Below are 22,292 nucleotides of genomic sequence, written 5' to 3'. Positions count from 1 at the left end.
GAGAACTATATGATTGTACTTGGTATATCGGCTCTTTATCATGACTCAGCAGCATGCATAGTTAAAGATGGGAATATTATAGCAGCTGCTCAAGAGGAACGTTTTTCAAGAATAAAACATGACTTAAGAATGCCTAAAAATGCGATGAAATTTTGTATTAGTAAACTCGAAAAGCTTACTGGGGATTCAAAAATAGACGCTGTAATTTATTATGATGATCCATTACTTACGCTAGATCGTTTTATAAAAAATATACTTTTTGCAGGAGAAGAATCAAAAGATTTAGTTGATAGAAGTTTTGATTCAATCTTTTCGGAAAAAATATGGGTTCACAAACTAGTAGACGAAATAATTGGCGTTGACAAAAACAGAAAATTTTATGTGTGTGAACATCACATGTCTCACGCTGCATCAGCATTTTATCCTTCTCCTTTTGAAAAAGCGGTAATAATTACTATGGATGGAGTAGGCGAGTGGGCTACAACTACTATAGGCGTTGGAAGTGGTAAAAATATTGAATTAAAAGAAGAGCAACGATATCCACATTCATTAGGATTGTTCTATAGCGCGTTGACATATTTTTGTGGCTTCAAGGTGAATTCTGGTGATTATAAATTTATGGGATTAGCTCCTTATGGAGAACCAATTTATGAAGAGCTTATGAGGGAAAAAATAATCAATATTAAGGAGGATGGTTCATTTAAGCTGAATTTGGAATATTTTGATTTCCAATATGGAAGAAGTATGACGAATAGTAAGTTTGAAGAATTGTTTAATGGACCTAGAAGAGAGCCAGAGTCACTGATAACAAAACGTGAAATGGATATAGCAGCATCAGGACAAAAAATAGTCGAAGATATAATAATTCGGATAGTCAAGCATTCAAAGAATAACTATGGTAAAGATATAGACAATGTCGTATTGGCAGGTGGTGTAGCACTTAATTGCGTTGCTAATGGTAAGATTAAGAATTCAAAAATATATAAAAATATATGGATACAACCAGCGGCTGGTGATGCAGGAGGAAGTCTAGGCGCAGCATTGTATGGCAATTATATGTTGGATAATAACCTAAAAAGAGTAGTTTGTCCTAACGACAGTCAAAATGGAAGTTTTTTAGGTAATTCATATTCAAATGATGACGTTAAAACTTTTGTTGAAAAGAATGGTTATGAGGCAGATTTCTATGAAGACAGTTTTCTATTCCAAACTATAGCAAAGTATTTGGCACTGGGAAAAGCAATAGGACTATTTCAGGGAAAAATGGAATTTGGGCCTAGGGCACTTGGAGGAAGAAGCATTATTGCTGATTCACAGAGTGAAGATATGCAGGTAAGGCTCAATCAAAAAATAAAATTTAGAGAATCATTTAGACCTTTTGCGCCGGCGGTTCTTAGGGAAAATGTATCTGACTATTTTGAATTGACTGATGAAAGTCCATATATGCTAATTGTGGAAAACGTTCAAGAAAATAGACGAACAGATATTAACGTACAAGAAAGTATCGAAAAAGCCGATGGAAATCTGTTGGAAGTAGTTAAAAGAAAAAGATCAGATATTCCAGCAGTTACACATGTTGATTATAGTGCAAGAATACAAACAGTGGATAATGATAGAAATCCTTACTTTTATAAGGTTATTTCAGCATTTAAGGAATTAACTGGATGTAGTGTGGTAGTTAATACTTCTTTTAATGTCAGAGGTGAGCCTATAGTGTGTTCATTGAAAGACGCATATGAGTGTTTTATGCGGACAGATATGGATATTCTTGTTATTGAAAATTATATTTTTAACAAAGAGAAACAGCCAAGATGGGAAGAAAAAGAAGATTGGAAGAGTAAGTACCAGTTGGATTGAGGTGGCATATGGAGAAAAGCAAACGTGAGAAAGATTTTTTATACAAATGGGCTTGTGGTAATTATGATAAATATAGGGAAAAGGGTGGACTAGAGGGCGATTCAAGAGATTTTCAGGATTCTTTTTTTATAAATAGGAGGCAAGTTGACTATCTGAAAGAATACTGTCCCAATGATTTGGAAGATTTTCATCATTTACTACATGAAGAATGGGGGGAAGATGATATTATGAGCAAAGTACTTATTACGGTAGAAGTAGCAATAATGAAAAATAAGCCAAGTAGTGGTGAGGGCAATTTAAGACAAGAATCCAGTGAATTACCAGGATATATTTATAATTTTTGAGTATTTAAAGTGAGGGATATATAGTGAATCCAAATTTTTGTGAGAATACAGTGAATAAGAATGACAGTAGTTATGAGCAGTTAATTGATTTGCATCAGAAAAATGCAAAAATTTGCATATGGGGATGTGGCTATATTGCAAAAACTACATGTAAAGATGTACTGGATAAATTGGGAATAGAACCTTATTGCTACAGTGACAATAATCCTAACTTATGGGGGAGTGAAGTACTAGATGGTTGTTTATGCGTAGATTATAAATCACTCCTTCCTCAAAAAGATGATGTGGCTTGGATAGTTGCAGTCGGGGTGGCGGACTGTGATGAAGTAGAAAAACAAATTAGGGGTATGGGATTTCAATATGTTTTTGATCTGAAGGAAATAATGCAAGATCGAAGAATGCTTGAGAAATACTTTCCATTTATGAAAAAGAAAACGGTCGCTTATACCTGTATCGTAGGTGATTATGATGATCTTGTGTTGCCGGAGGATGATCTTTTAGAATACTATGATTTCTTTGTGATATCTGATAAACAACCAAAAGAAAATCAGGGGTATAAGTGGATTAGTATTAATGATGTAGTACCAAAAGAGATTACAGATCCAACACGTATGAATAGATTTTGTAAAATAAATGCTCATATGGTATTTCCGCAATATGACAGAAGTATTTACTTTGATGGGAATATTACCCTGAAGAAGAATTTGGACTCATTTTTTGACAAGTTAACGGACCTTAAGATTGGTGTTATTGGCGAAAATGGAATGGGCTCTCTGTATAGAGAAGGCGCACGTCTTATGACACAGAACAGAGAAAATACGGAAATGATTTATAAACAGATTGAACATTATTGGAAAGACGGTATGCCAGAAGAATTTGGAAGTTGGTTTTGCTCTATATTATTACGAGAGCACAATAATTTGAAGTGCAAAGAAATAATGGAAAACTGGTGGGAAGAATTATGCAGATGGTCTAGAAGAGATCAGATATCATTTCCTTATGTTCTATGGAAAAATGGATATAGCAAAGAGGATGTGTTAGTACTTGAAGAAGAGTTTTCAAGATATTTTGAGTGTGACTATTGGCATTGGGAAAAGAAACACAAAATAATAAGATTAGCGTAATTACTAATATAGAATTTGAATGGGTGAAATTTTATGACGTATGAGTTATTTGAAGAGATATGCAGTAATAACAAAATATGTATTTGGGGATGTGGAAAGTACGGGCAAACATACGCGTATTGGTCACTCAAATCCGCAGATGCAGAGATTGCATGTTATTGTGATAGTAATTACGTTGAAGGTAGAGAATATCATGGAATACCACAGATTAGAAAAGAAGAATTGTTTCTTTTGCAAGACATTTTTGTTTTCGTTGCAATAAAGAATATCGGGGCGCAAGAAAAAGTTCTTGATGAACTTAGAAAACATAATATTCAGGCTCATGTATTTGATTTGCAAACTTTTTCTACGTTATGTAGCAGTTTGGAAAAATGTAGAGATGCTAATGTGACTTGCAAATACCAATCTTTAATAAGTGATGAAGCATATTTGTCCATGATATTTGAGGAAAAACTGGGACATAAGTTAAACTTGGCATCACCGAAAACATTTAATGAGAAGTTACAGTGGTTAAAAATTCATAATCGAAATCCCTATTATAATAAGCTGGTAGATAAGGCAGAAGTAAAGAATGTAGTAGCTCGTATTATAGGGCAAGAGTATGTCATTCCCACATTGGGGACATGGATGCGGTTCGAAGACATTGATTTTGAAAAATTACCAGAACAGTATGTATTGAAGTGCACACATGATAGTGGAAGCATCGCAATATGTAGTGATAGAGATAATTTTGATATTCAAGGAGCAAAAAAGAAGTTAACTAAAGCATTAGATACAAATTATTATTGGTTGGGAAGAGAGTGGCCATACAAAGATATCAAACCTCGGATTTTGGCGGAAGAATATATCTGTTCAACAAAATATGATGTTCTTCCTGTATATAAGTTTTTTTGCTTCGAAGGTGAGCCTAAGTTAATTCAGGCAATAAAGAATGATAAAACAGATAAAGAGACAATAGATTATTACGACATTTCATGGAATAGACTGGACATAAGGCAAAATTATCCCAATAGTGATGTACCGCTAGAAAGACCAGAACAGTTAGAAAAAATGACAGAATTAGCAAGGCTGTTGAGTGAGGGAGTGCCATTTATTAGAGTTGATTTCTATGCGTTTGATTCTAAGGTCCTGTTTTCTGAATTTACATTTTTTTCAGATTGCGGCCTGGAAAAATTTTATCCTGAATCGGTGGATTTAAGACTTGGTGATTTGATAAAGATTTAAGATGCTGTGAGTGCAAGAAAATAAAGGGGTTACTGATAGAAGAAGGTATAACGATATATAAACATATATATTAAGAAAGGAAATGGATGCATTAAATAACTGCATTTTAGGTGGAGTATGGAGCTTTTTTGGGAACCGCAGACAATTACAAAGATTATTGACGAGAAATACGGAGATGGACGTTCTGAAATGAGCAGTTGGCAGCAAGGGTTCTTGTGTGGCTTGATCAAAGAATATGATCCAAAGAAGATCGTTGAGATTGGCGTTAGCGCTGGAGGAACTACAGCTGTAGTGCTTAATGCTTTATCTATGCTATGTTCAGATGCGCATATGTACTCTGTCGATTATAACGAAAATTATTATTTAGATAGATCTAAAAAGACAGGTTTTATAGCAGAGTGGGCTTCAGAATATTTGAAAAAAGCAGATACAAATTCAAGGTGGAAACATGAATTGCTGACTGGAGGAGGAATATGTAACTTTCTAGATAAAATAGGCAATAAAATAGATTTCCTGATTCTTGATACTGTGCATTCATGCCCAGGAGAAATACTGGATTTTTTGGTGTGTTTACCATATTTGACTGATGATGCAGTTGTGGTAATGCATGATATAGCTATGCAGTTTACATCCTATAGAAACGCTTATGCAACGCAATTATTATTGGATACGGTTAGTGCGAAGAAAATTGTGCTTAGAGATGAAAATGATGAATATCACGGATATCCAAATATTGGCGCATTTCAGATATGTGACGATACACTTAGATATATAGACAATGTTTTCTCAGCACTAAATATTTCTTGGAACTATATTCCATCAGAATTGGAATTGTACAGAGATGAATTGTCAAAAAACTATGATGAAAAGCTGATGGATATATTTGAATGCGCTGTGATAAATAATACTGAATCGTTGAATAAATATGTTGATAAAAAAGATAATGAACTGATAGAAATTGCTAAACTGGTGCATTTGATTGCGGGAAGAAATATTTATATTTATGGCAATGGAAATGTCGGTAAACGCTTGCACGTGATCTTAGAAAAAGCTGGAATTAATATTTTAGGTCATATAGTGTCGACTATAGAAAAACCGGAAGATTCAGTTATATGCATTGATGATGTTATTTTAAATAAGGATGATGTAGTGGTTGTTGGAGTTGGCAGTAATTTGAAACCAATTATAGAAGAACAGTTAAAGATCAGGGGAATAGAAGAATATATTTCTGTCTGAGTGAAAAGGAACCTAAGAGTAGTGGATATTAAGGTTAGTGTCATTATAACTACATATAACATGGAGTCATATATTAAGTGCTGTATTGATAGTGTGTTAGAACAGACGCTTGATGGTATTGAAGTCATAGTAATAGATGATGGTTCCACTGACAAAACTAAAAATGTGATAGAGCAGAATTATTCGCTTTATGACAACTTACATTATGTTTATAAAGAAAATGCAGGTGCAGGTGTAGCTAGAAATATGGCAATAGATATTGCGCGAGGAGAATATTTATTGTTTATGGATGCAGATGACAAGTATCCCAGTACTGATTGTGTGGAAAAACTTTATGCTACTGCAAAAGATAATGGGGCGAAAATATGTGGTGGTAATATTATCATTTTTGATGGAAGTAATGAAAAAGAAGAATACAAAGCAGGCATGGGGAATAAAAAACATACTGTTAATGGATTTATAGACTCGGTAGATTTCTTCTATCTTTTTGGCCATACACGATATATATATCAGAGGCAAATGATAATTGATAATAATATTCGCTATTTGAGTTGCAGACGATTTGAAGACCAAACATTTATTATCAGATCACTAGCCGCTGCCCAAAAACTATATGAGCTTGACTATCCTGTTTATTGGTGTCGTCGTAGCGAAATTAAAAGTGTCTCAAGACGTAGCTGGATAGAAACATTCAAAGGGTATAGAGATACAATTAAAGTGCTAGTTGATTGCAATATGAGACTAATGTTTGCTGAGAACATTCAAAATATACTGTCCCTTTTTGCTAGCCGTTGGCAGTCAATGGAATTTGAGAAAGATCCAGAAGTAACGATGATAGCAGAGGAAATTGAAAAAGTTTTAAGAAAGAATGATTGGACAAATGTTTCACTGAAAAAATTATTTAAGGTGGCAGCAGAGGTAAATCAAAGAGTTCGAGCAATTCCACCTAATAAGAAGATTATCATATATGGTGTTGGGAAAAACACTATAAGTTTCTTGGATGAATACGAAAAAGATTTACAAGATAGAATAGTTGGAATGGCAGTGACTCAAAAAAACAATGATAATTCACTTTTTGCTGGCAAGTATCCTGTAAAGCGTATAGAGGATTATGTTGATGAAAAGAATGAGGTGGTAGTACTAGTAACTCCTAGTGGTGACAATAAGAAAGAGATTATGGCAAAGCTTACAGACTTGGGATTTAGTAACATTATTGATGTGGAAATTGTTTCTAGATAACTATATACGAAGGAGATTATAGTGGAGATCAATCAAGCAAAGAAAAGATTTAACAATATTTTTTGCAGATATTACATGAATAATAATGTGGAAAAACCTCATACTAGCAGGACAATTGCTGAACAGGCAATGAAGCTTTTTGATGAAGGAATAGATTATCCATCATTAGAAGGAGGAAAAGAAGGAAATAGAATAATAGTGTCGCTTACTACGATACCTGAAAGATTAGATTATGTTCATTATGCAATCGAATCAATCTATATGCAAGATAAAGGTGTTGACAAGGTGGTTTTATGGCTAGATAGAAGCAAAATTGCTCCAGAAGATCTACCTGGTAACTTAACAGCTTTACAAAATAAAGGATTAAAAATTTATTTTGTTGATGATTTAGGACCTCACACTAAATATTTTTATGCATTGCAAGAATATGTGGACGATTGCGTAATAACAATTGACGATGACATAATCTATCCACCTAATTTGATTGAATCATTATGGAAAGCACATTGCATTTTACCGAACCATGTTTGTGGCCTTTGGGTAATGGATATGAAAATGACTTATGGAGGAGTTCCATATCCTGTCAAAGATTATTTGAATGTAAAAACATCATATGGTGAAATATCAAAATCTACATATATAGCTCAGGGAGTAGGCGGGGTATTGTATCCGCCTAAAAGTATTGCAAATGAATATTTGAATGAGAAACTAATAAGAAAGTTAGCCTTTAAACAGGATGATATTTATCTAAAAGCAGTAGAAGTAATGAGCAATACAGGGGTGGCTAAGGCATTTTCTGATAGCATTGTTTATGGAATAATCGACAAGACACAAAAAATAGCGTTAAGTAAAAATAATAGAATAGATGGAAATGATATTGCGGTTAACAACGTATTTTCATATTTTGATATTCAGAAAGAAATAACTCCATACAATGAGGAGAAAAATGATAGAAATGGTCTTATTCAGAAATGGTCTCAGGTCAATCGTGAGGGGAAAAATATTGCAAAATACTTAATTGATAAAGGAATAAAAACTATAGCAATTTATGGAATGGGGGTTTGGGGTAAAGAACTGTTGCAAGATATAGAGAATAGCCAAATATCAGTAAAGTATGGAATAGATGTTCGCGGAGAAGATACTGGTTCTCCAATACAAACATTTTCTTTGAATGATGATTTAGGGCAAGTAGACGCAGTTATTGTCACTGCTCCTGTAAAAATGCAGTACTTATCTGGAATTGTGCAGACTAAAATCGATTGTAGGTGTATAGCTCTTGAGGATATTTTGACAGAAATGTTATATGAAATGGAAAGCATAAAATGATAAAATGTGCGATCGTTGTACCTTGTTACAAATCTGAACTAACACAAAATGAGCTTGTGTCCCTTGTTCAATGCGATAAAGTATTGAACGAGTATGACAGATTTTTTGTTATGCCTAAAGGAATAACGATTCCACATGGCTTTGAGGACTGGAAAACAAAATATTTTGATGAGGCTTTTTTTTCTAGTGTTTCAACATATAATCGGTTGATGCTTTCAGCTGCTTTTTATGATGAATTTTTGGATTATGATTATATCTTAGTTTATCAGTTAGATGCGTTTGTTTTTGAAAATCGATTGATGTCATTTTGCGAGATGAAATATGATTATATAGGTGCTCCTTGGCCAGTAGGAGTCTGTTATCATACAAGAAAGCAAAGCAAGGTGCTATATGTTGGAAATGGAGGACTTTCTCTCAGAAATACAGGAGCGATAAAAAAATGGATAACTAATAACATAGATTATATTCAAAAATGTTTGGATGAATATGGTTGGAACGAAGACGTAGTTATTTCCTTTAGTGATGATATGAATATTGCGCCTGTTGATGTGGCAAAGTCTTTTTCTATTGAGAATGGATATGCTACGACCTATGAAATAATTACTAAAAATATGCCATTTGGTTCGCATGGTTTACTTAGGTATGATTTTAAATTGGCCCAAAGAATATATGCCTTGTATGGGTATGAAGTTGAACCAGTAGATAATCCTTTTGCAAAAGTAGATCTTAAATTGCTTCAAAAAGAAAATATTATTTTTGAGGATAGTTTCTTTGATAATTACATAGCTGAAATCTTTGGCGTGGCATTTCCTGATTTCAACAAGGAAGTGATTATTTGGGGGGGCTGGTAATATTGGAGAAAAGATATGCTGGATAATGAAGAGGAATGGCATAAAAATTGAGTGTGTACTAGACTCTTCGTCACGTAAAGAGGAAATAGATGGAATTAAAATTGTAAATCCAATAGAGTACTTGAGGCTTAATAAGTCTAAGAATGTAATAGTAGCTTTTAAACATAATGATGAAGCAATTGCGTATCTAAATGATATACCAAATAGTCAAGAAATAAGATATAGGACATATTCAGAGATATATGAATATGCATACCAATTATATTTGCAACGAAGGAAACAGTAACTATTTATTGATCTGTTAGGAATGGAGTATGAAGTTAGTAGTTTGTGTACCCACATATAATAATCCCGCATACATTAGAGAAATATTAGACGGAGAGTTTTCTTTATATTCTCAGTTGGATTATTGCTTATATATAGCTGATTCAAGTGAAGATAATGATACTGAGGAAATTGTGTCATATTATCAAAAAAAGAGTGATAATTTATTTTATGTTAAGTTTCCTGCATATATTCACGCTAATGAAAAAGTGTATCGTATGCTTGAAAAGGTTGGAGAAGATGTATGCTGTGATTATGCCTGGATTAGGTCGGATTCATTAAGAGCAAGTGAAGAATTGCTTTATTCTCTAAGATATTTTTTTTCTAAGAAGTATGATGCGATAGTTGTTAATCCATATGAAGGCTGGAAAAGAGGGATATATGAGGAAAAACAACTAAACAGTCTTTTTGAAGAATATGCGTGTGTATGTGCTTTGTTCGGAGCAGTTATAGTGCGAAAGGAAAGCATTATTAAAGGGACAGATTGGAAAATGCTTTCAGAGAGATATCTCACGGTAAATAGGCGCAATTTTTCGCATGTTTGTTTCCTGTTTGAAAGGCTGTTAGATATCGAAAGGGCAGGGCAAGACGCTAAAGTACTACTGATGAATTTGACTAGTAAATATTTTTGGGGGACGCCAATGAAAAAGCAGTCTTCCTGGCACAGAGAGATATTTGAGATATGGCTTGAATACTGGCCGGAAGCGCTAAACTCATTACCTGATTATTATAAAAACAAGGAAATAGCAATACGAAATTGGGGCAAAAGGATGGGGCGATATTCGACTAGCTCCTTGCTGAAGCTGAAAAAGGAAGGAATACTTGATAAGGAAGTTTATGAGTTTTATCAAGATAAAATAAAACAGTATGGAGGCGTATCATATAAGCTTTTTGAGAATGTTCTTAACAATAATTTAGATGAAGAACAATTGAAATGGAATGATGGAGAAATGGAAAGCTTGTGTGATTTCTGTGCCCACTATGACAAAATAGCAATATATGGTTGCGGTATAAAGGCAAAGCGCTATTTTGAATTTTTACAGAAGGAAAAGATAAAAGTAGACTGTTTCTATGTCAGCGATAACAAAATCAATAATAATGTTTCGGAGTTTATGGGCGTAGCGGTCAAAGGATTTGGCACATATGTTGGAGATGAACATACAGGCCTTGTCCTTGCGCTTAACGAAGAAAATACGGAAGAGGTATACCCTGAGGTACTCGAAAGAGGACTTAAAGAGGCAACTTATGGAATCCCAGCAGATATTGATGATCGCTTTGAACTGTATAGGGAAATGCAAAACATTGCTTCTAACGAAAAAGAAGCTATTTTTTAGTGAGGGAAACATTGCTGACAGTAATTTTACCAAGCCTAAATGTATATAAATATATTGACCAATGTCTCACCAGTTTGATCTCTCAAACTATTTTTTTAGAGCTTGAAGTATTGCTTATCGATGCGGGATCAACTGATGGTACATTGGAGCGTCTTTATGCCTATGAAAAAGAGTATCCTAACATTCGAGTGATTCTTTCTGATAAGAAAAGTTATGGATATCAGGTAAATTTAGGAATTTCTGAGGCTAAGGGAGATTATATTGCAATTCTTGAGACAGATGATTATATACGTGGAAACATGTATGAAGTTCTGTATGAGAAGGTGCAGGAATTTGATCTGGACTATGTAAAAGCTGATTATTCTAGTTTTATTAGTCTTTCTAATGGAAAAGAAATCAGCAAGGATATCGTTACCTTTGCTGACAATATGTCTTTATATAATCAAGTCATCGACCCAACTTTTATAGATGACGTCTACAAATCTGATTATCTTATCTGGCGAGGTATATATAAAACATCTTTCTTAAAAGAAAATGGAATTAGGCTTCGTGAGACTCCAGGAGCAGCTTTTCAGGACATAGGTTTCGTGGAAAAGGTTATTTCATGTGCTGATAGGGCAATGTATATAAAAGATACGCTTTATTGCTATAGAACCGACAGGCCGACAGCATCTATGAATTCTGGAAAGGCTATCATTTTTTCCAAAGACGAATTTGAAAACTTATTTGATGAATGGAAGGATAGATTACCACATGTAAAAGGCGTTTATCTATACATGTTCCAGTCATTTGTAGGTAATATCATATTTCTTTTAAAAGGGAAAAGAATATTTGATGAGGATGTGTATCCTTCATATAAATGGCTTAAGGATAAGATAGATGAAGCCGTATCAAATGGCGTTATTACAAAAGAAGATGTGTTTCCTTGGGTGTGGGAAGGCTACGAAAGAATATGTAATGATGCAGAAGGTTTAGCTGATGAATTGGCGCAATCAGAACACCCACGAATGGAGTTAGTCGAAGCGTGTAAAAAGCTTGGAAACAAAAGGACTATTATTTTTGGTGCCGGAAATTATGGCAGAGAGTGTCTTATATATCTAGATTCGAACGGCATTAAGGTGGATAGTTTTATTGATAATAATGCTGGGACTATAAATGAGTTTGCTGGGATACCAGTAGTTAAGCCTGGAGATATAAGTGATTTGGTTGATACTACGTTTGTTGTGGCTAATAAGAACCATTATGAAATGATGAAGAGGCAATTGAATGAAGAGGGGGTGAAGGACGAGGATATATTGATTTGGAGATGAATATATCTGGAAAAACAATGATAAAAAACAATACAACAAATATCAAAGATATCGGTATTTGAATTAACAAACGACCCAAACTATTTGTAAATGATGCAGATAAGGTGAATATTTATTGTGTTTATGTAAATGGCTAGCGAGAACAAAGGATAAATACCATTTAGTACCCAAATGTTAATTGGTGAAAATTAAGAAAAGCAAGGAGGTAATAATTGAGCTTATGAAAGCCTTATCAAGAAAAGAAATAAGAAAAAGAATGTCTGCCATACCACTTGAAAACATTTACCAGTTAAAATGCAACACTACAACAAAAACAAGCGATAAGGGCAGTAATGTGTACTATTCGGAAGTTATGGCAGAATATATTCTAGGTAAAGCTAAACAATTACAGATAATACAGGAAAACAATGTTTGGAAGATTGAACCAAGTGAAGGTTTGGGGTATTTTAAGGACTCTAGAACAAATATTATCCAAGCTCCGAAGGATAATGATGGAAAACCTCATTTTGATAGAAATGCAGAGACTATACTATGCAGAGATATGTATATTAGATGCAAAAATGGGGAATATTTTGATCACATAGGGAAAATACTTGATTTTCAAACTCCGTTGGCTCGATTAAGAAAAGTTGATAAAGCACAATATAAGTCACGTAAAATTGGAAAGGTGGATTTGATATCTTATTCTTCTGATGAAAGGCCGACAATATGGCTATTGGAGGCAAAGAATGAGAAAAATAAAGAATCAATGTATCGGTGTGTTATGGAGGGATTTACCTATCTGCAGACTATTGATAAAAAAAGGTATATAAAAGAGTTAAAAAAACTTTATCCCCAGTTTGAAATAGATCCTTCTTCAATAACATTTAGAACTGCTCCTTTGATAGCATATGAGGGGGAACAGTTCAAAGAGATGGGAGAGGCAAGTGAAAATCCAAAATCTCATGAAAAACTTATAGAGCTGATGCGATTTTTGAATATTACATTTTATTTTTCGTATAAGATTGAATCAGATAAGATTGTCATAAGAAAACATTTTATTTAAAACATATGTGGAAATAACAGAAAAGCAATGTGCACAAGGCACATTGCTTTTTCTATTATCGAAATTATATTCCAAATTCATCAGCAAGCATTTTATCAACATCGCCGGCGGAGTGAGTGTGACCATTATTGATGGAAACTACACCTTTTTGAAGTTCTGCATCAAATTCGGCTTTGATAATATCTTTGGTGGAAAAGTGATTTATATCAGGAAGTTTTTTGGAATCAGTTTCAATACGAGCAGAAACAGGGGCTGTATTAGCCATAAAGACATGCTCCTTTCATTTCTTTGTGATTAAGTAATAGCACGCGTTACTTGCGCGTGCAAGCAAATGCTTTTCATAATCTTTCATAATTCAGTATAGCTTTCATAATTCTTCATAAATTAATATATCTTTCATAAATCTTCATAATTTTACGTTGCAATTATTCCCTCATAAAAATGTAACGAAATGAAAATATTCCCTCATAAAAGTGTAATGAGTAGTAGAATATTCGCTCATAAAAATGTAAAGCAATCTCGGAAACGATGATAAATGCTGCGATTCGCTTGATTTTTGACTTGCTACATCAAATCCTCCATACTACATCCAAGAGCCTTGCTAAGCATAAGCACAGTTATTGACTGTGCTTTTCTTATGTCTCTTTGTCTTTGTTCAAAAAGCTGTATCTGCCTAAGAGGAACTCCTGATATGGATGAGAGCTCTCTTTGTGATAATCCAACTATTTCTCTATACCTCCTGAGGGGTGTTTGGGGATAGAAAGCTTTTAATATATCATCCAATCTATCTACAAATTGATTGATATCCATTTCGTGATAGATTGGATACATTTCGAGTATCTTTGAGAAAGGTGCAGCTTTGAGAATGTGCATAAAATGGTAGTTCCTAAGCCACTGATAGTAGGCAAGAGACCAGCCAGCCCAGTACTCTGGACTTCTATCTATGTACATTACTTCATCTGGAAAACTTTTCGAATAACCACTACCAGTAAGAACTAATTTGGCTATTTCAGGCCCTGTTTTGCCTGCAACATAAGTAGGATTACCTTTCTCAAATTCTTTTGAAATAGGTGAGACAACAAAGCGGTTGGCAAATTCATTTGCTTCAAGGCCAACTTCATTTATGGCGAAATCAAACATATGCCCTAAGATATTTGGGGCAGTGTCTAGATATAGTTCACTGTAAGCGCGGATTTCCATTGCTTTTTCCTCCTTTGCTATTATATCTTGATGATAACTCTAAAAGCAACCCTGTTTGTGCACAAAGAAGTTGCTTTTGGGGTTGCTTTTTGCTATGCTCAATATATGGAGGAAGTATTATGTCAGATACCAAGTTGGAAGCAATCATAACTGAGATAGATTCATTGCCAAAGGGCAACTTAACATACAAGGTTATCAGAGGTAAGGCCAGAATGTACCTTCAGTGGTATGAAGGTGGAAAGAAAATCAACAAGTATGTGAAGGGCAAGGATGAAGCTACAGTTTTAGCGCAGATAAAAAGAAGAAAACAGCTTCAGGAAGAGCTTAAACAGCTAGTTGAGGATGAAACCTATGGAAGCTTTGTGGCAGAGGATAAGTCTTACTTTGGAACAAATAAGCAGAGACAGGGAAATACCTATAATACCAGAGTAGTTACAGGTAGTGCTCTTAAGAATATGTGCTCAGTAGCCAAGAAGTACGGTGAAAGAGATTGCATTGCACCTCTGAAAAAATACCTTCAATATGGTCTACCAGGAAAAGTCTGCCTAATATATGGACTTAGACGTACTGGCAAAACAACTATTATTTTCCAGGCTATGTCTGAACTTCCTGCAAATGAGACGGCTTATATCAAAATCATGACATCAGATACCATGGATAAGCTTAATGAAGATCTTAGGAAGATGAGTAGTGATGGAATCAAGTATGTGTTTATTGATGAAGTAACACTTCTTGGAGAATTCATTGATTCAGCGTCTCTTTTCTCTGATGTTTATGCATCAATGGGCATGAAGATAGTGCTGTCTGGTACGGACTCACTTGGATTCCTGCTCAGCACAGGTGATGAGCTATATGATAGAGCTTATACGATACATACTACTTTTATTCCGTTCAAGGAGTATTCGAGACTTCTTGGAATCAATGATGTTGATGAATACATTCGCTACGGCGGAACATTCATGATTGGTGAAAAGAACTTTGATGACGCGGAGCTACTTGATGAAAGCATCTCTTTTCGCGATGATGAATCAACAAGGCGCTACATTGACACTGCCATAGCTAGAAACATACAGCATAGTCTGGCTAATTATCAGTATGGCGGGCATTTCATGCACTTGGAAGAGCTATACGAAGCAGGAGAACTAACCGGAGCTATCAACAGAATAATCGAAGACATGAACCACAGATTTCTGGTATCAGTTCTTACTAAGAATTTTGTATCACATGACCTAGGCACCGCAAGACAACTTGAACGCAAGAAGTCTATGATTGAGTCTAGAGAAAGCATACTAGAAAAGGTTGATTGCAAAGAAATAACGAAGAGATTACAGAAGATATTAGATATCAGAAATAAAAAAGATATGTCAGTTGAGATAACTAAGGAGCATGTAGAAGAGATAAAGTCATATCTTTACTTGCTTGATCTAATAGTTAATTGTCCAACTGAACAGATTGGTGTGAAAGAACCTAAAGAACAGATTATATTTACCCAGCCAGGAATGAGATATTGCCAGGCAGAGGCACTAGTGCATGTTCTCATGAAGGATGAAATGTTCTCAAAGTATCCTATAAAGGAAAGACAGGCAATATGCGAAGGGATACTCCGTGAAGTAAGATGCAGAATGCTTGAAGATATAGTGCTATTAGAGACCAAGAAGAGACTGCCTAAGAAGAAAAGAGTATTTAAATTGCTATTTAGTATTGGCGAGATAGATATGGTCATTCATGATGAAGAGAATCTTACCTGCGAATTGTATGAAATCAAGCACAGTGATCATATTGTGGAAGAACAGTACAAACATTTGATAGATGAAGAAAAATGCAAAGAGATAGAGTTTAATTATGGTGAAATTATCTCAAGAACAGTATTGTACCGTGGCGAAAACGCAGTAGTAGACGGAATAAAGTATCAGAATGTGGAAGAGTACTTACAGTTCCAATATTAAGGATAATTGCACCTAGTACTTTATTTTCATATAATTGAACTATATACGACGTTTATTCGCGAGAGGACATCAAATGTCAGTAGCAGAACAGATCACACGTGAACTTCCAACAGCAATTCTAAGATGGTATCCCTTCCCAAAAGACTGTGAGATAGCGTACATCGGAGAAGAGGATGCTATCTTTAACATGCTTACAATTTCCAAACAGACAAAAGTAACTTTGATACAAAAGAATTCGCATGGCGAATATGAGTTAGATGACGATAGTAGACAATACGACTACTTTGTTTGTATACAAGAAATAGAAAAGCTAAGAGAACCAGATAAGCTTTTAAAAGATGTTAAAAAACATCTTAAAAATACTGGCAAACTTCTTCTTGGAATGAATAATGCTCTTGGTATCAGATATTTCTGTGGAGATAGAGATATTTATACCAATAGAAATTTTGATAGTATTGAAGATTATTACAGAGCATATAGCAATCCTGATGATAATTTTGATGGCAAAATGTTTTCCAAAAGTCAGATAGAAACAATGCTTGATGAGTCTGGCTTTGATAGAAGGAAGGCTTATTCTGTTTTTTCTGATCTTCAAAATGCAGCATTTTTATTTGCTGATGGCTATGTCCCAAATGAAGAACTGTCTATAAGGATTTTTCCTACATACAATAGTCCAGAGACAGTATTTCTCGATGAGGAGAGGCTGTATTCAAGGCTCATGGAAAATGGCCTTTTTCATAAAATGGCCAATGCTTTTTTATTTGAGTGCTCATTAGATGGTTCTTTTTCTGATGCGCTTCAGGTGACAAGCTCTTTGGATAGGGGAGCCCAAGATGCCATAATTACTGTAATTCACGATAATGATACTGTGACAAAAGAAGCAGCTTATGAGGAAGGCAAGAAAAAGATTGAAACCCTAGCAAGCAATATGGATAAGCTAAAAGAAAGAGGTGTTCCTGTAGTTGAAGGAACTCTTTCTGATGGAATATATACCATGCCTTACATTCATGCAGAAACTGGCATGAAGTATTTAGAGAGATTATTTATAACTGACAAAGAACTGTATCTTCAAAGGCTCGATGAATTTAAAGCAGAAATTTTAAAAGCTTCTGATACCTACAGAGGCGCATTTGAGATGCCTGCGCCAAAAGAAGAATCCGAGGCTCAGAAAAAACGCAGGCTTAATAGAAAAAGGAAACCATGGGAAGAGGAAAAAGTACTTCTTCAAAAAGAAGCTTTTGTAGATATGATTCCTCTAAATAGCTTTTTTATAAATGGGAAATTTGTGTTCTTTGATCAGGAATTTGTAATAAATGATTATCCTGTAGATGCCCTTGTTTATAGAGCAATCTCAAGCGTATACTCTGGAACTCCTGCTCAGCAGCAGATTTTACCAATGGATGAGCTCTACAAGAGATTTAATATTCCATATGATAATGCTGAACATCTTAGCTATCTAGGTGATGTAACAAGCTTTTGGCTCCGTGACCTTAGAAAAGAGCAGGAACTGAAAGAATATCATGAAGAACATAGGAAAAATCCTAATGATATAAACGCCAACCGCCAGCGTATGAATTACTCTGTTGACGACTACCAGCGATTGTTCGTTGATATCTTTGACCAGGCTGACACCAGAAAGCTCATCCTATTTGGAAGCGGCGTGTTTGCAAGGAGATTCCTTGCACTATACGGTGAGGACTATGAAGTTAGCGCTGTTCTTGATAATAATGAGAAGAGATGGGGAGACAAGCTCTATCCAGAGGGCTACCAGCCATCTGATGGCAAATTTAAAGGTGTTGAGATCGAGTCTCCTGAGACATTGCAGAAGTTTAGGCACGGTGAGTACAAGATTATCATCTGCATCAAGAACTATCTGTCAGTAATGAAGCAGCTTGATGCGATGGGAATCTATGAATACAGCATTTTTGATCCAGGAAAGGCATATCCTAGAAAGCGCCATCCTATCTGTGATGATTCAGTAAGAAGCTACGAGAATAGCACGGTAGGTAAAAAAGGTGGTAAGAAATATCATGTGGGCTACATTGCCGGAGTATTCGACCTTTATCACATTGGACATCTCAATATGTTCAGACGAGCAAAAGAGATGTGCGACTACCTGATAGTGGGCGTTGTATCTGATGAAGGCGTTCGCAGATTCAAGGGAACTGAGCCATTCGTACCATTTGATGAGCGAATCGAGATGGTGAAGTCCTGCAGATACGTTGATGAAGCTGTAGAGATACCATATATGTTCAATGGGACAGAGGATGCCTGGAAGATGCATCATTTTGATGTGCAGTTTTCTGGAACTGATTATGTCAATGATCCGGGATTTGCTTCATTCAAGGAATTTCTTGAAAAACATGGCGCAACGCTGGAGTTTTTCCCATATACTCAGTCTACAAGCTCAACCAAGCTAAAAGAACTTATCGAGAAGAAATTGTTATAAAGTAATTGTTGACACGCAAACTATAGAGGTGACCTATATCATGAAGATAATATGCAGATCTGCAGGCATTATCGGAAACTTAAGACCAAAACAAAATATCAAAGATATACTTGCTGCAGGCTTTGAATATTCTATGCTGGATGCGGCTGTTCTGTGCTCACCCCAGGAGTTTAAAAATCTTGTGATCAACAATTATAAAAGGGAGAAGGGAAAGGTTTACCTTACAGAAAATCCTGAAAAGCTCCCTGAGGAGATGAACAAGGCATTTGTGGCTTCTGCAAAAGAGCTGGGACTACACCTACCAGTTGCTATGGTACCTACAGTCGCTGCAGAAACTATACACAGTAAGAAGACTGACATTAGCAAAGTGAACGATACGCTGAAACAGTTATCAAAAGAAACGCTAAGGCTTGCAATAGCAGAAAAATGCGAGTCTATCATTGTTCCGCCCATCTACCTTGGACTTTCTCCAAAGGAAGAATGGGAAGTTAACAGCTCTTTTTACCAGGAATTATCTAAGATAGCTGATGACGCAGGAAGTGATATCAAGATTCTTCTAAAGAACATGACCAAGGACATAAACGGCCATTTTGTAAGAGGAATATGCGCTGAGGCAGAAGAGGCAGTTAAGTGGATAGATGAACTTAATGCAAAAGCAGGCCCAAAAGACCGCTTCGGATTCTGCTTTGATGTTGGAAATGCCACTTTGTGCGGACAGGACATTAAGGAAATAATAGTTCCAATAGGAGATAGACTCCAGGCAGTTATAGTCAGAGACCTTGACGGCGTTCATGATGCTGCGCTTCTTCCTTATACTGCATGCTTTAAGGGACAGCAGACCAACTGGCTTTCTATGATAAGAGGACTTAGGCAGATCCACTTTGACGGCGCATTTATCATGGATTTTGCTGATACTTACGGCAACATGACAGATATGATAAGACCATCTATACTGTCACTTGCTCATGAGATTGCTGAGCATTTTGCATGGCACATCGGAATGGACAAGCTTGTTAAGAAGCATGACAAAAGAGTTTTGTTTGGTGCCGGTAATATGTGCCGTGCCTATATGAAGGATTATGGTAAGGAGTACAAGCCACTTTTTACCTGTGATAATAACAGCTCAAGATGGGGAGAAGAGTTCTGCGGGCTTACAATAGAAAACCCCGAGAAGTTAAAGGAACTGTCTCCTGACACAGCAATCTATATCTGTAATATCTATTACAAAGAGATCAGTGCCCAGTTAAAAGAGATGGGACTTAAAAATCCAATCGAATGGTTCAGCGATGAGTATTGTGACACCTTCTATATGGATAGACTTGATATGGCAGCAGACCCAAACGCTGCGAAAGGAGGTAAGTCATGAGCCTTGAAATTGGAGTTCAGAGTAAGAACGTAGTCTATGATGAGAACCCTGCAGAAGGGTTCATGAGACTCAAGAAGGCAGGTTTTACCTGCAGCGACTTTTCTTTAAATAACTATCAGAAAAATACGGACCTCTATCAGGGAGTTAATAACAGATTCTTTGATAAATCAGTAAATGAACTTGAAGAGTTTTTTACCCCACATAAAAAGGGCGCAGAGGCAGCAGGAATCAGGATCAATCAGATGCACATGCCTTATCCCACATTTGTTCCCGGGGAAAAGACTGAGCTAAATGATTATCTGTGGAATCAGGTAGGACCAAAGAGCATGGAAATATGCAGATTTCTAGGATGCCACAACATAGTAATACATGGATTTAAGCTCACAAGGTATTATGGAAGTGAAGAGGCAGAGTGGAACAAAACTCAGGAGTTTTTTGAGTTTCTGGCACCTCTAGCCAAGGAATATGGCATCACTATGTGTATGGAAAACCTCTATAACGGATATGGGGCTCACATGGAAGAGGGACCTGGATGCAGTGCATATAAGGCGGTAGACAGGATAGACGCACTTAACGACAAGTATGGAGCCGAGGTTCTGGGCTTTTGCTATGACACAGGTCACGGCAACCTTGTGGGAATCGATCCATACAAGTTTATTACTATTCTTGGAAAGAGGCTTAAGGTCCTTCATATGCATGAAAACGATGGTATCGGCGACCTTCATCAGATGCCATTTACATTTACAAGAACTAGAGAGAACACCAGCGTTCTTGACTGGGATGGAGTACTCCAAGGGCTAAAAGAAATCTCTTTTGATGGAGTACTTAGCTTTGAAACTGCGCCAATACTTGATTGTTTCCCAGAGGAATTAAAAGATGACGTACTGCACATGATTGTTAGGATCGGACAGTACTTTTCTGAAAGGATATGTTTGGATAAAAGATGAACATTCTTTTATATGACTTTCTAAATTCATATATTCAATATGATCTTGTGTACTATTTGATCAAAGCGGGCCACAAGTGTAACAACGTTTCTTATGACAAGGAAGTTGATAAGTACGAAGACCCTGTTTTTACAGCCCAGATGGAAAAAGACCTTTCAGAAGGAACCTACGACCTTGTTCTTACAACGAACTTTTGGCCGGTAGTATCCAAGGTATGCAACAACCATGATATCAAGTACGTTTCATGGTTTTTTGATAGTCCGCCCAATCTTGTTTCTACTGAATGTATGGACTATCCATGCAATAAGATTTTCTTCTTTGCCCGTGGAGACTATGAGCACTACAAGGATCTAGGACTTGATAACGTATACTATCTGCCACTTGCTGTAAACGTGGATAGATTAAGTGCCATTCAGACTGATTATTGCAAGTATGAAAGCGAGATCTCTTTTGTTGGAAAACTCTATGAGTCCATGCTTCCAAGCTTCATGGCTCATATGGATGAATACCAGAAGGGCTACATAGAGGCACTTGTTAAGGTACAGATGCAGATCTATGGCGAATATCTGGTGGATGATGTGATCACAGAAGAGTTCACAGAAAGCGTAAGGCAGAGATTTAAGAGCCTTAATGAAAATGCTATTCAGGTAAGCCGGAAGGAACTTGCATGGATGGTGGCTTCTTACATAACGCACCTTGAGAGAATGACGCTTCTTAGTATTTTGTCCAAGAGGCATCAGGTGAAGCTCTATACTTATGATCTTTCTGATGACGAAAAGAGACTCTTATCAAATGTGGATTACTGCGGCTCTGTCAATTATTTAAAAGAGATGCCACAGGTATTTAGAGCAAGCAAGATCAATCTATGCCCGGTTCTTAAGGCAAATAAAACGGGAATCCCATTAAGAGCCCTTGATATCATGGGAAGCGGAGGCTTTTTGCTGTCAGCCTATCAGCCTGAGCTCTATGAATACTTTGTAGATGGGCAGGAATGTGTGATGTATTCTTCTATAGAGGATGCCATTGCCAAGGCAGAGTACTATCTGCAGCATGATGACCTGAGAAAAGAAATAGCGGCAGCAGGAATAGCTAGGATCAGAGAGAGCTTTAGATACGAAGACAGGATAAATTTGCTTTTATCCACTTAAGGGTGTATTTTAGAGGTTAGTT

The 22,292-nt window shown here is 36.0% G+C and carries 18 protein-coding genes; 16 read left to right on the top strand and 2 right to left on the bottom strand.

The window, feature by feature from the left end; genetic code table 11:
• Positions 1–9: 9 nt before the first annotated feature.
• The 11 genes from bhn_RS12090 (at position 10) to bhn_RS12035 (ending at position 13,214) form a co-directional block, all read left to right on the top strand.
• Positions 10–1,857 (top strand): carbamoyltransferase family protein, encoded by a 1,848-nt coding sequence (locus bhn_RS12090; protein ID WP_071176930.1) that lies wholly within the window; start codon positions 10–12, stop codon positions 1,855–1,857.
• A gap of 8 nt (positions 1,858–1,865) precedes the next feature.
• Positions 1,866–2,201, top strand: a complete 336-nt coding sequence (locus tag bhn_RS12085) for a hypothetical protein (protein ID WP_071176929.1) — start codon at positions 1,866–1,868, stop codon at positions 2,199–2,201.
• Between the two features lie 50 nt (positions 2,202–2,251).
• Positions 2,252–3,325 carry a glycosyltransferase domain-containing protein gene (locus bhn_RS12080; protein WP_148661951.1) on the top strand — a complete coding sequence of 358 codons (1,074 nt, stop codon included), beginning with the start codon at positions 2,252–2,254 and terminating at the stop codon, positions 3,323–3,325.
• Positions 3,326–3,358: 33 nt separating this feature from the next.
• Complete coding sequence (locus bhn_RS12075; RefSeq protein WP_083385977.1) at positions 3,359–4,549, top strand: ATP-grasp fold amidoligase family protein; 1,191 nt, start codon at positions 3,359–3,361, stop codon at positions 4,547–4,549.
• Positions 4,550–4,666: 117 nt separating this feature from the next.
• A complete protein-coding gene (locus bhn_RS12070; RefSeq protein WP_071176927.1) occupies positions 4,667–5,785 on the top strand; it encodes a class I SAM-dependent methyltransferase in 1,119 nt (372 codons plus the stop codon).
• Positions 5,786–7,024 (top strand): glycosyltransferase family 2 protein, encoded by a 1,239-nt coding sequence (locus tag bhn_RS12065; RefSeq protein ID WP_071176926.1) that lies wholly within the window; start codon positions 5,786–5,788, stop codon positions 7,022–7,024. It begins immediately after the preceding gene.
• Between the two features lie 21 nt (positions 7,025–7,045).
• Complete coding sequence (locus bhn_RS12060) at positions 7,046–8,350, top strand: glycosyltransferase family 2 protein (RefSeq protein ID WP_071176925.1); 1,305 nt, start codon at positions 7,046–7,048, stop codon at positions 8,348–8,350.
• Between the two features lie 110 nt (positions 8,351–8,460).
• A complete protein-coding gene (locus bhn_RS12055; protein ID WP_148661949.1) occupies positions 8,461–9,201 on the top strand; it encodes a DUF5672 family protein in 741 nt (246 codons plus the stop codon).
• A 314-nt stretch (positions 9,202–9,515) separates the two neighbouring features.
• Positions 9,516–10,859, top strand: a complete 1,344-nt coding sequence (locus tag bhn_RS12045; protein ID WP_071176922.1) for a glycosyltransferase family protein — start codon at positions 9,516–9,518, stop codon at positions 10,857–10,859.
• Complete coding sequence (locus bhn_RS12040) at positions 10,859–12,169, top strand: glycosyltransferase (RefSeq protein WP_083385975.1); 1,311 nt, start codon at positions 10,859–10,861, stop codon at positions 12,167–12,169. The genes bhn_RS12045 and bhn_RS12040 overlap by 1 nt, the downstream gene beginning before the upstream one ends.
• Positions 12,170–12,389: 220 nt before the next feature.
• The gene (locus tag bhn_RS12035; protein WP_071176920.1) at positions 12,390–13,214 is read left to right on the top strand and encodes a hypothetical protein; all 825 of its coding nucleotides are present in this window, start codon (positions 12,390–12,392) and stop codon (positions 13,212–13,214) included.
• Between the two features lie 64 nt (positions 13,215–13,278).
• Here the strand turns inward: bhn_RS12035 and bhn_RS12030 are convergent, their stop codons facing one another.
• Both bhn_RS12030 and bhn_RS12025 read right to left on the bottom strand, forming a co-directional pair.
• Complete coding sequence (locus bhn_RS12030; protein WP_071176919.1) at positions 13,279–13,479, bottom strand: hypothetical protein; 201 nt, start codon at positions 13,477–13,479, stop codon at positions 13,279–13,281.
• Between the two features lie 299 nt (positions 13,480–13,778).
• The gene (locus bhn_RS12025; RefSeq protein ID WP_071176918.1) at positions 13,779–14,414 is read right to left on the bottom strand and encodes a helix-turn-helix domain-containing protein; all 636 of its coding nucleotides are present in this window, start codon (positions 14,412–14,414) and stop codon (positions 13,779–13,781) included.
• A 119-nt stretch (positions 14,415–14,533) separates the two neighbouring features.
• On the opposite strand from bhn_RS12025, the gene bhn_RS12020 reads away from it, so the two are divergent.
• The 5 genes from bhn_RS12020 (at position 14,534) to bhn_RS12000 (ending at position 22,270) form a co-directional block, all read left to right on the top strand.
• Positions 14,534–16,360: an AAA family ATPase gene (locus tag bhn_RS12020; protein ID WP_071176917.1), complete on the top strand. Its 1,827-nt coding sequence runs from the start codon at positions 14,534–14,536 to the stop codon at positions 16,358–16,360.
• A 73-nt stretch (positions 16,361–16,433) separates the two neighbouring features.
• Complete coding sequence (locus bhn_RS15955) at positions 16,434–18,809, top strand: adenylyltransferase/cytidyltransferase family protein (RefSeq protein ID WP_236845918.1); 2,376 nt, start codon at positions 16,434–16,436, stop codon at positions 18,807–18,809.
• A 40-nt stretch (positions 18,810–18,849) separates the two neighbouring features.
• A complete protein-coding gene (locus bhn_RS12010; RefSeq protein ID WP_071176916.1) occupies positions 18,850–20,175 on the top strand; it encodes a sugar phosphate isomerase/epimerase family protein in 1,326 nt (441 codons plus the stop codon).
• Positions 20,172–21,122: a sugar phosphate isomerase/epimerase family protein gene (locus tag bhn_RS12005; protein ID WP_071176915.1), complete on the top strand. Its 951-nt coding sequence runs from the start codon at positions 20,172–20,174 to the stop codon at positions 21,120–21,122. The genes bhn_RS12010 and bhn_RS12005 overlap by 4 nt, the downstream gene beginning before the upstream one ends.
• On the top strand, positions 21,119–22,270 hold the full coding sequence (locus tag bhn_RS12000) for a CgeB family protein (protein WP_071176914.1): 1,152 nt from the start codon (positions 21,119–21,121) through the stop codon (positions 22,268–22,270). Before bhn_RS12005 ends, bhn_RS12000 begins: the two co-directional genes overlap by 4 nt.
• The last annotated feature ends 22 nt before the right edge of the window (positions 22,271–22,292 follow it).

This window comes from Butyrivibrio hungatei (assembly GCF_001858005.1).
Taxonomy (GTDB): Bacteria; Bacillota; Clostridia; order Lachnospirales; family Lachnospiraceae; genus Butyrivibrio; species Butyrivibrio hungatei.
The sequence above is the reverse complement of the archived record's forward strand: the minus strand, read 5'-3'. Positions and strand labels throughout refer to the sequence as shown.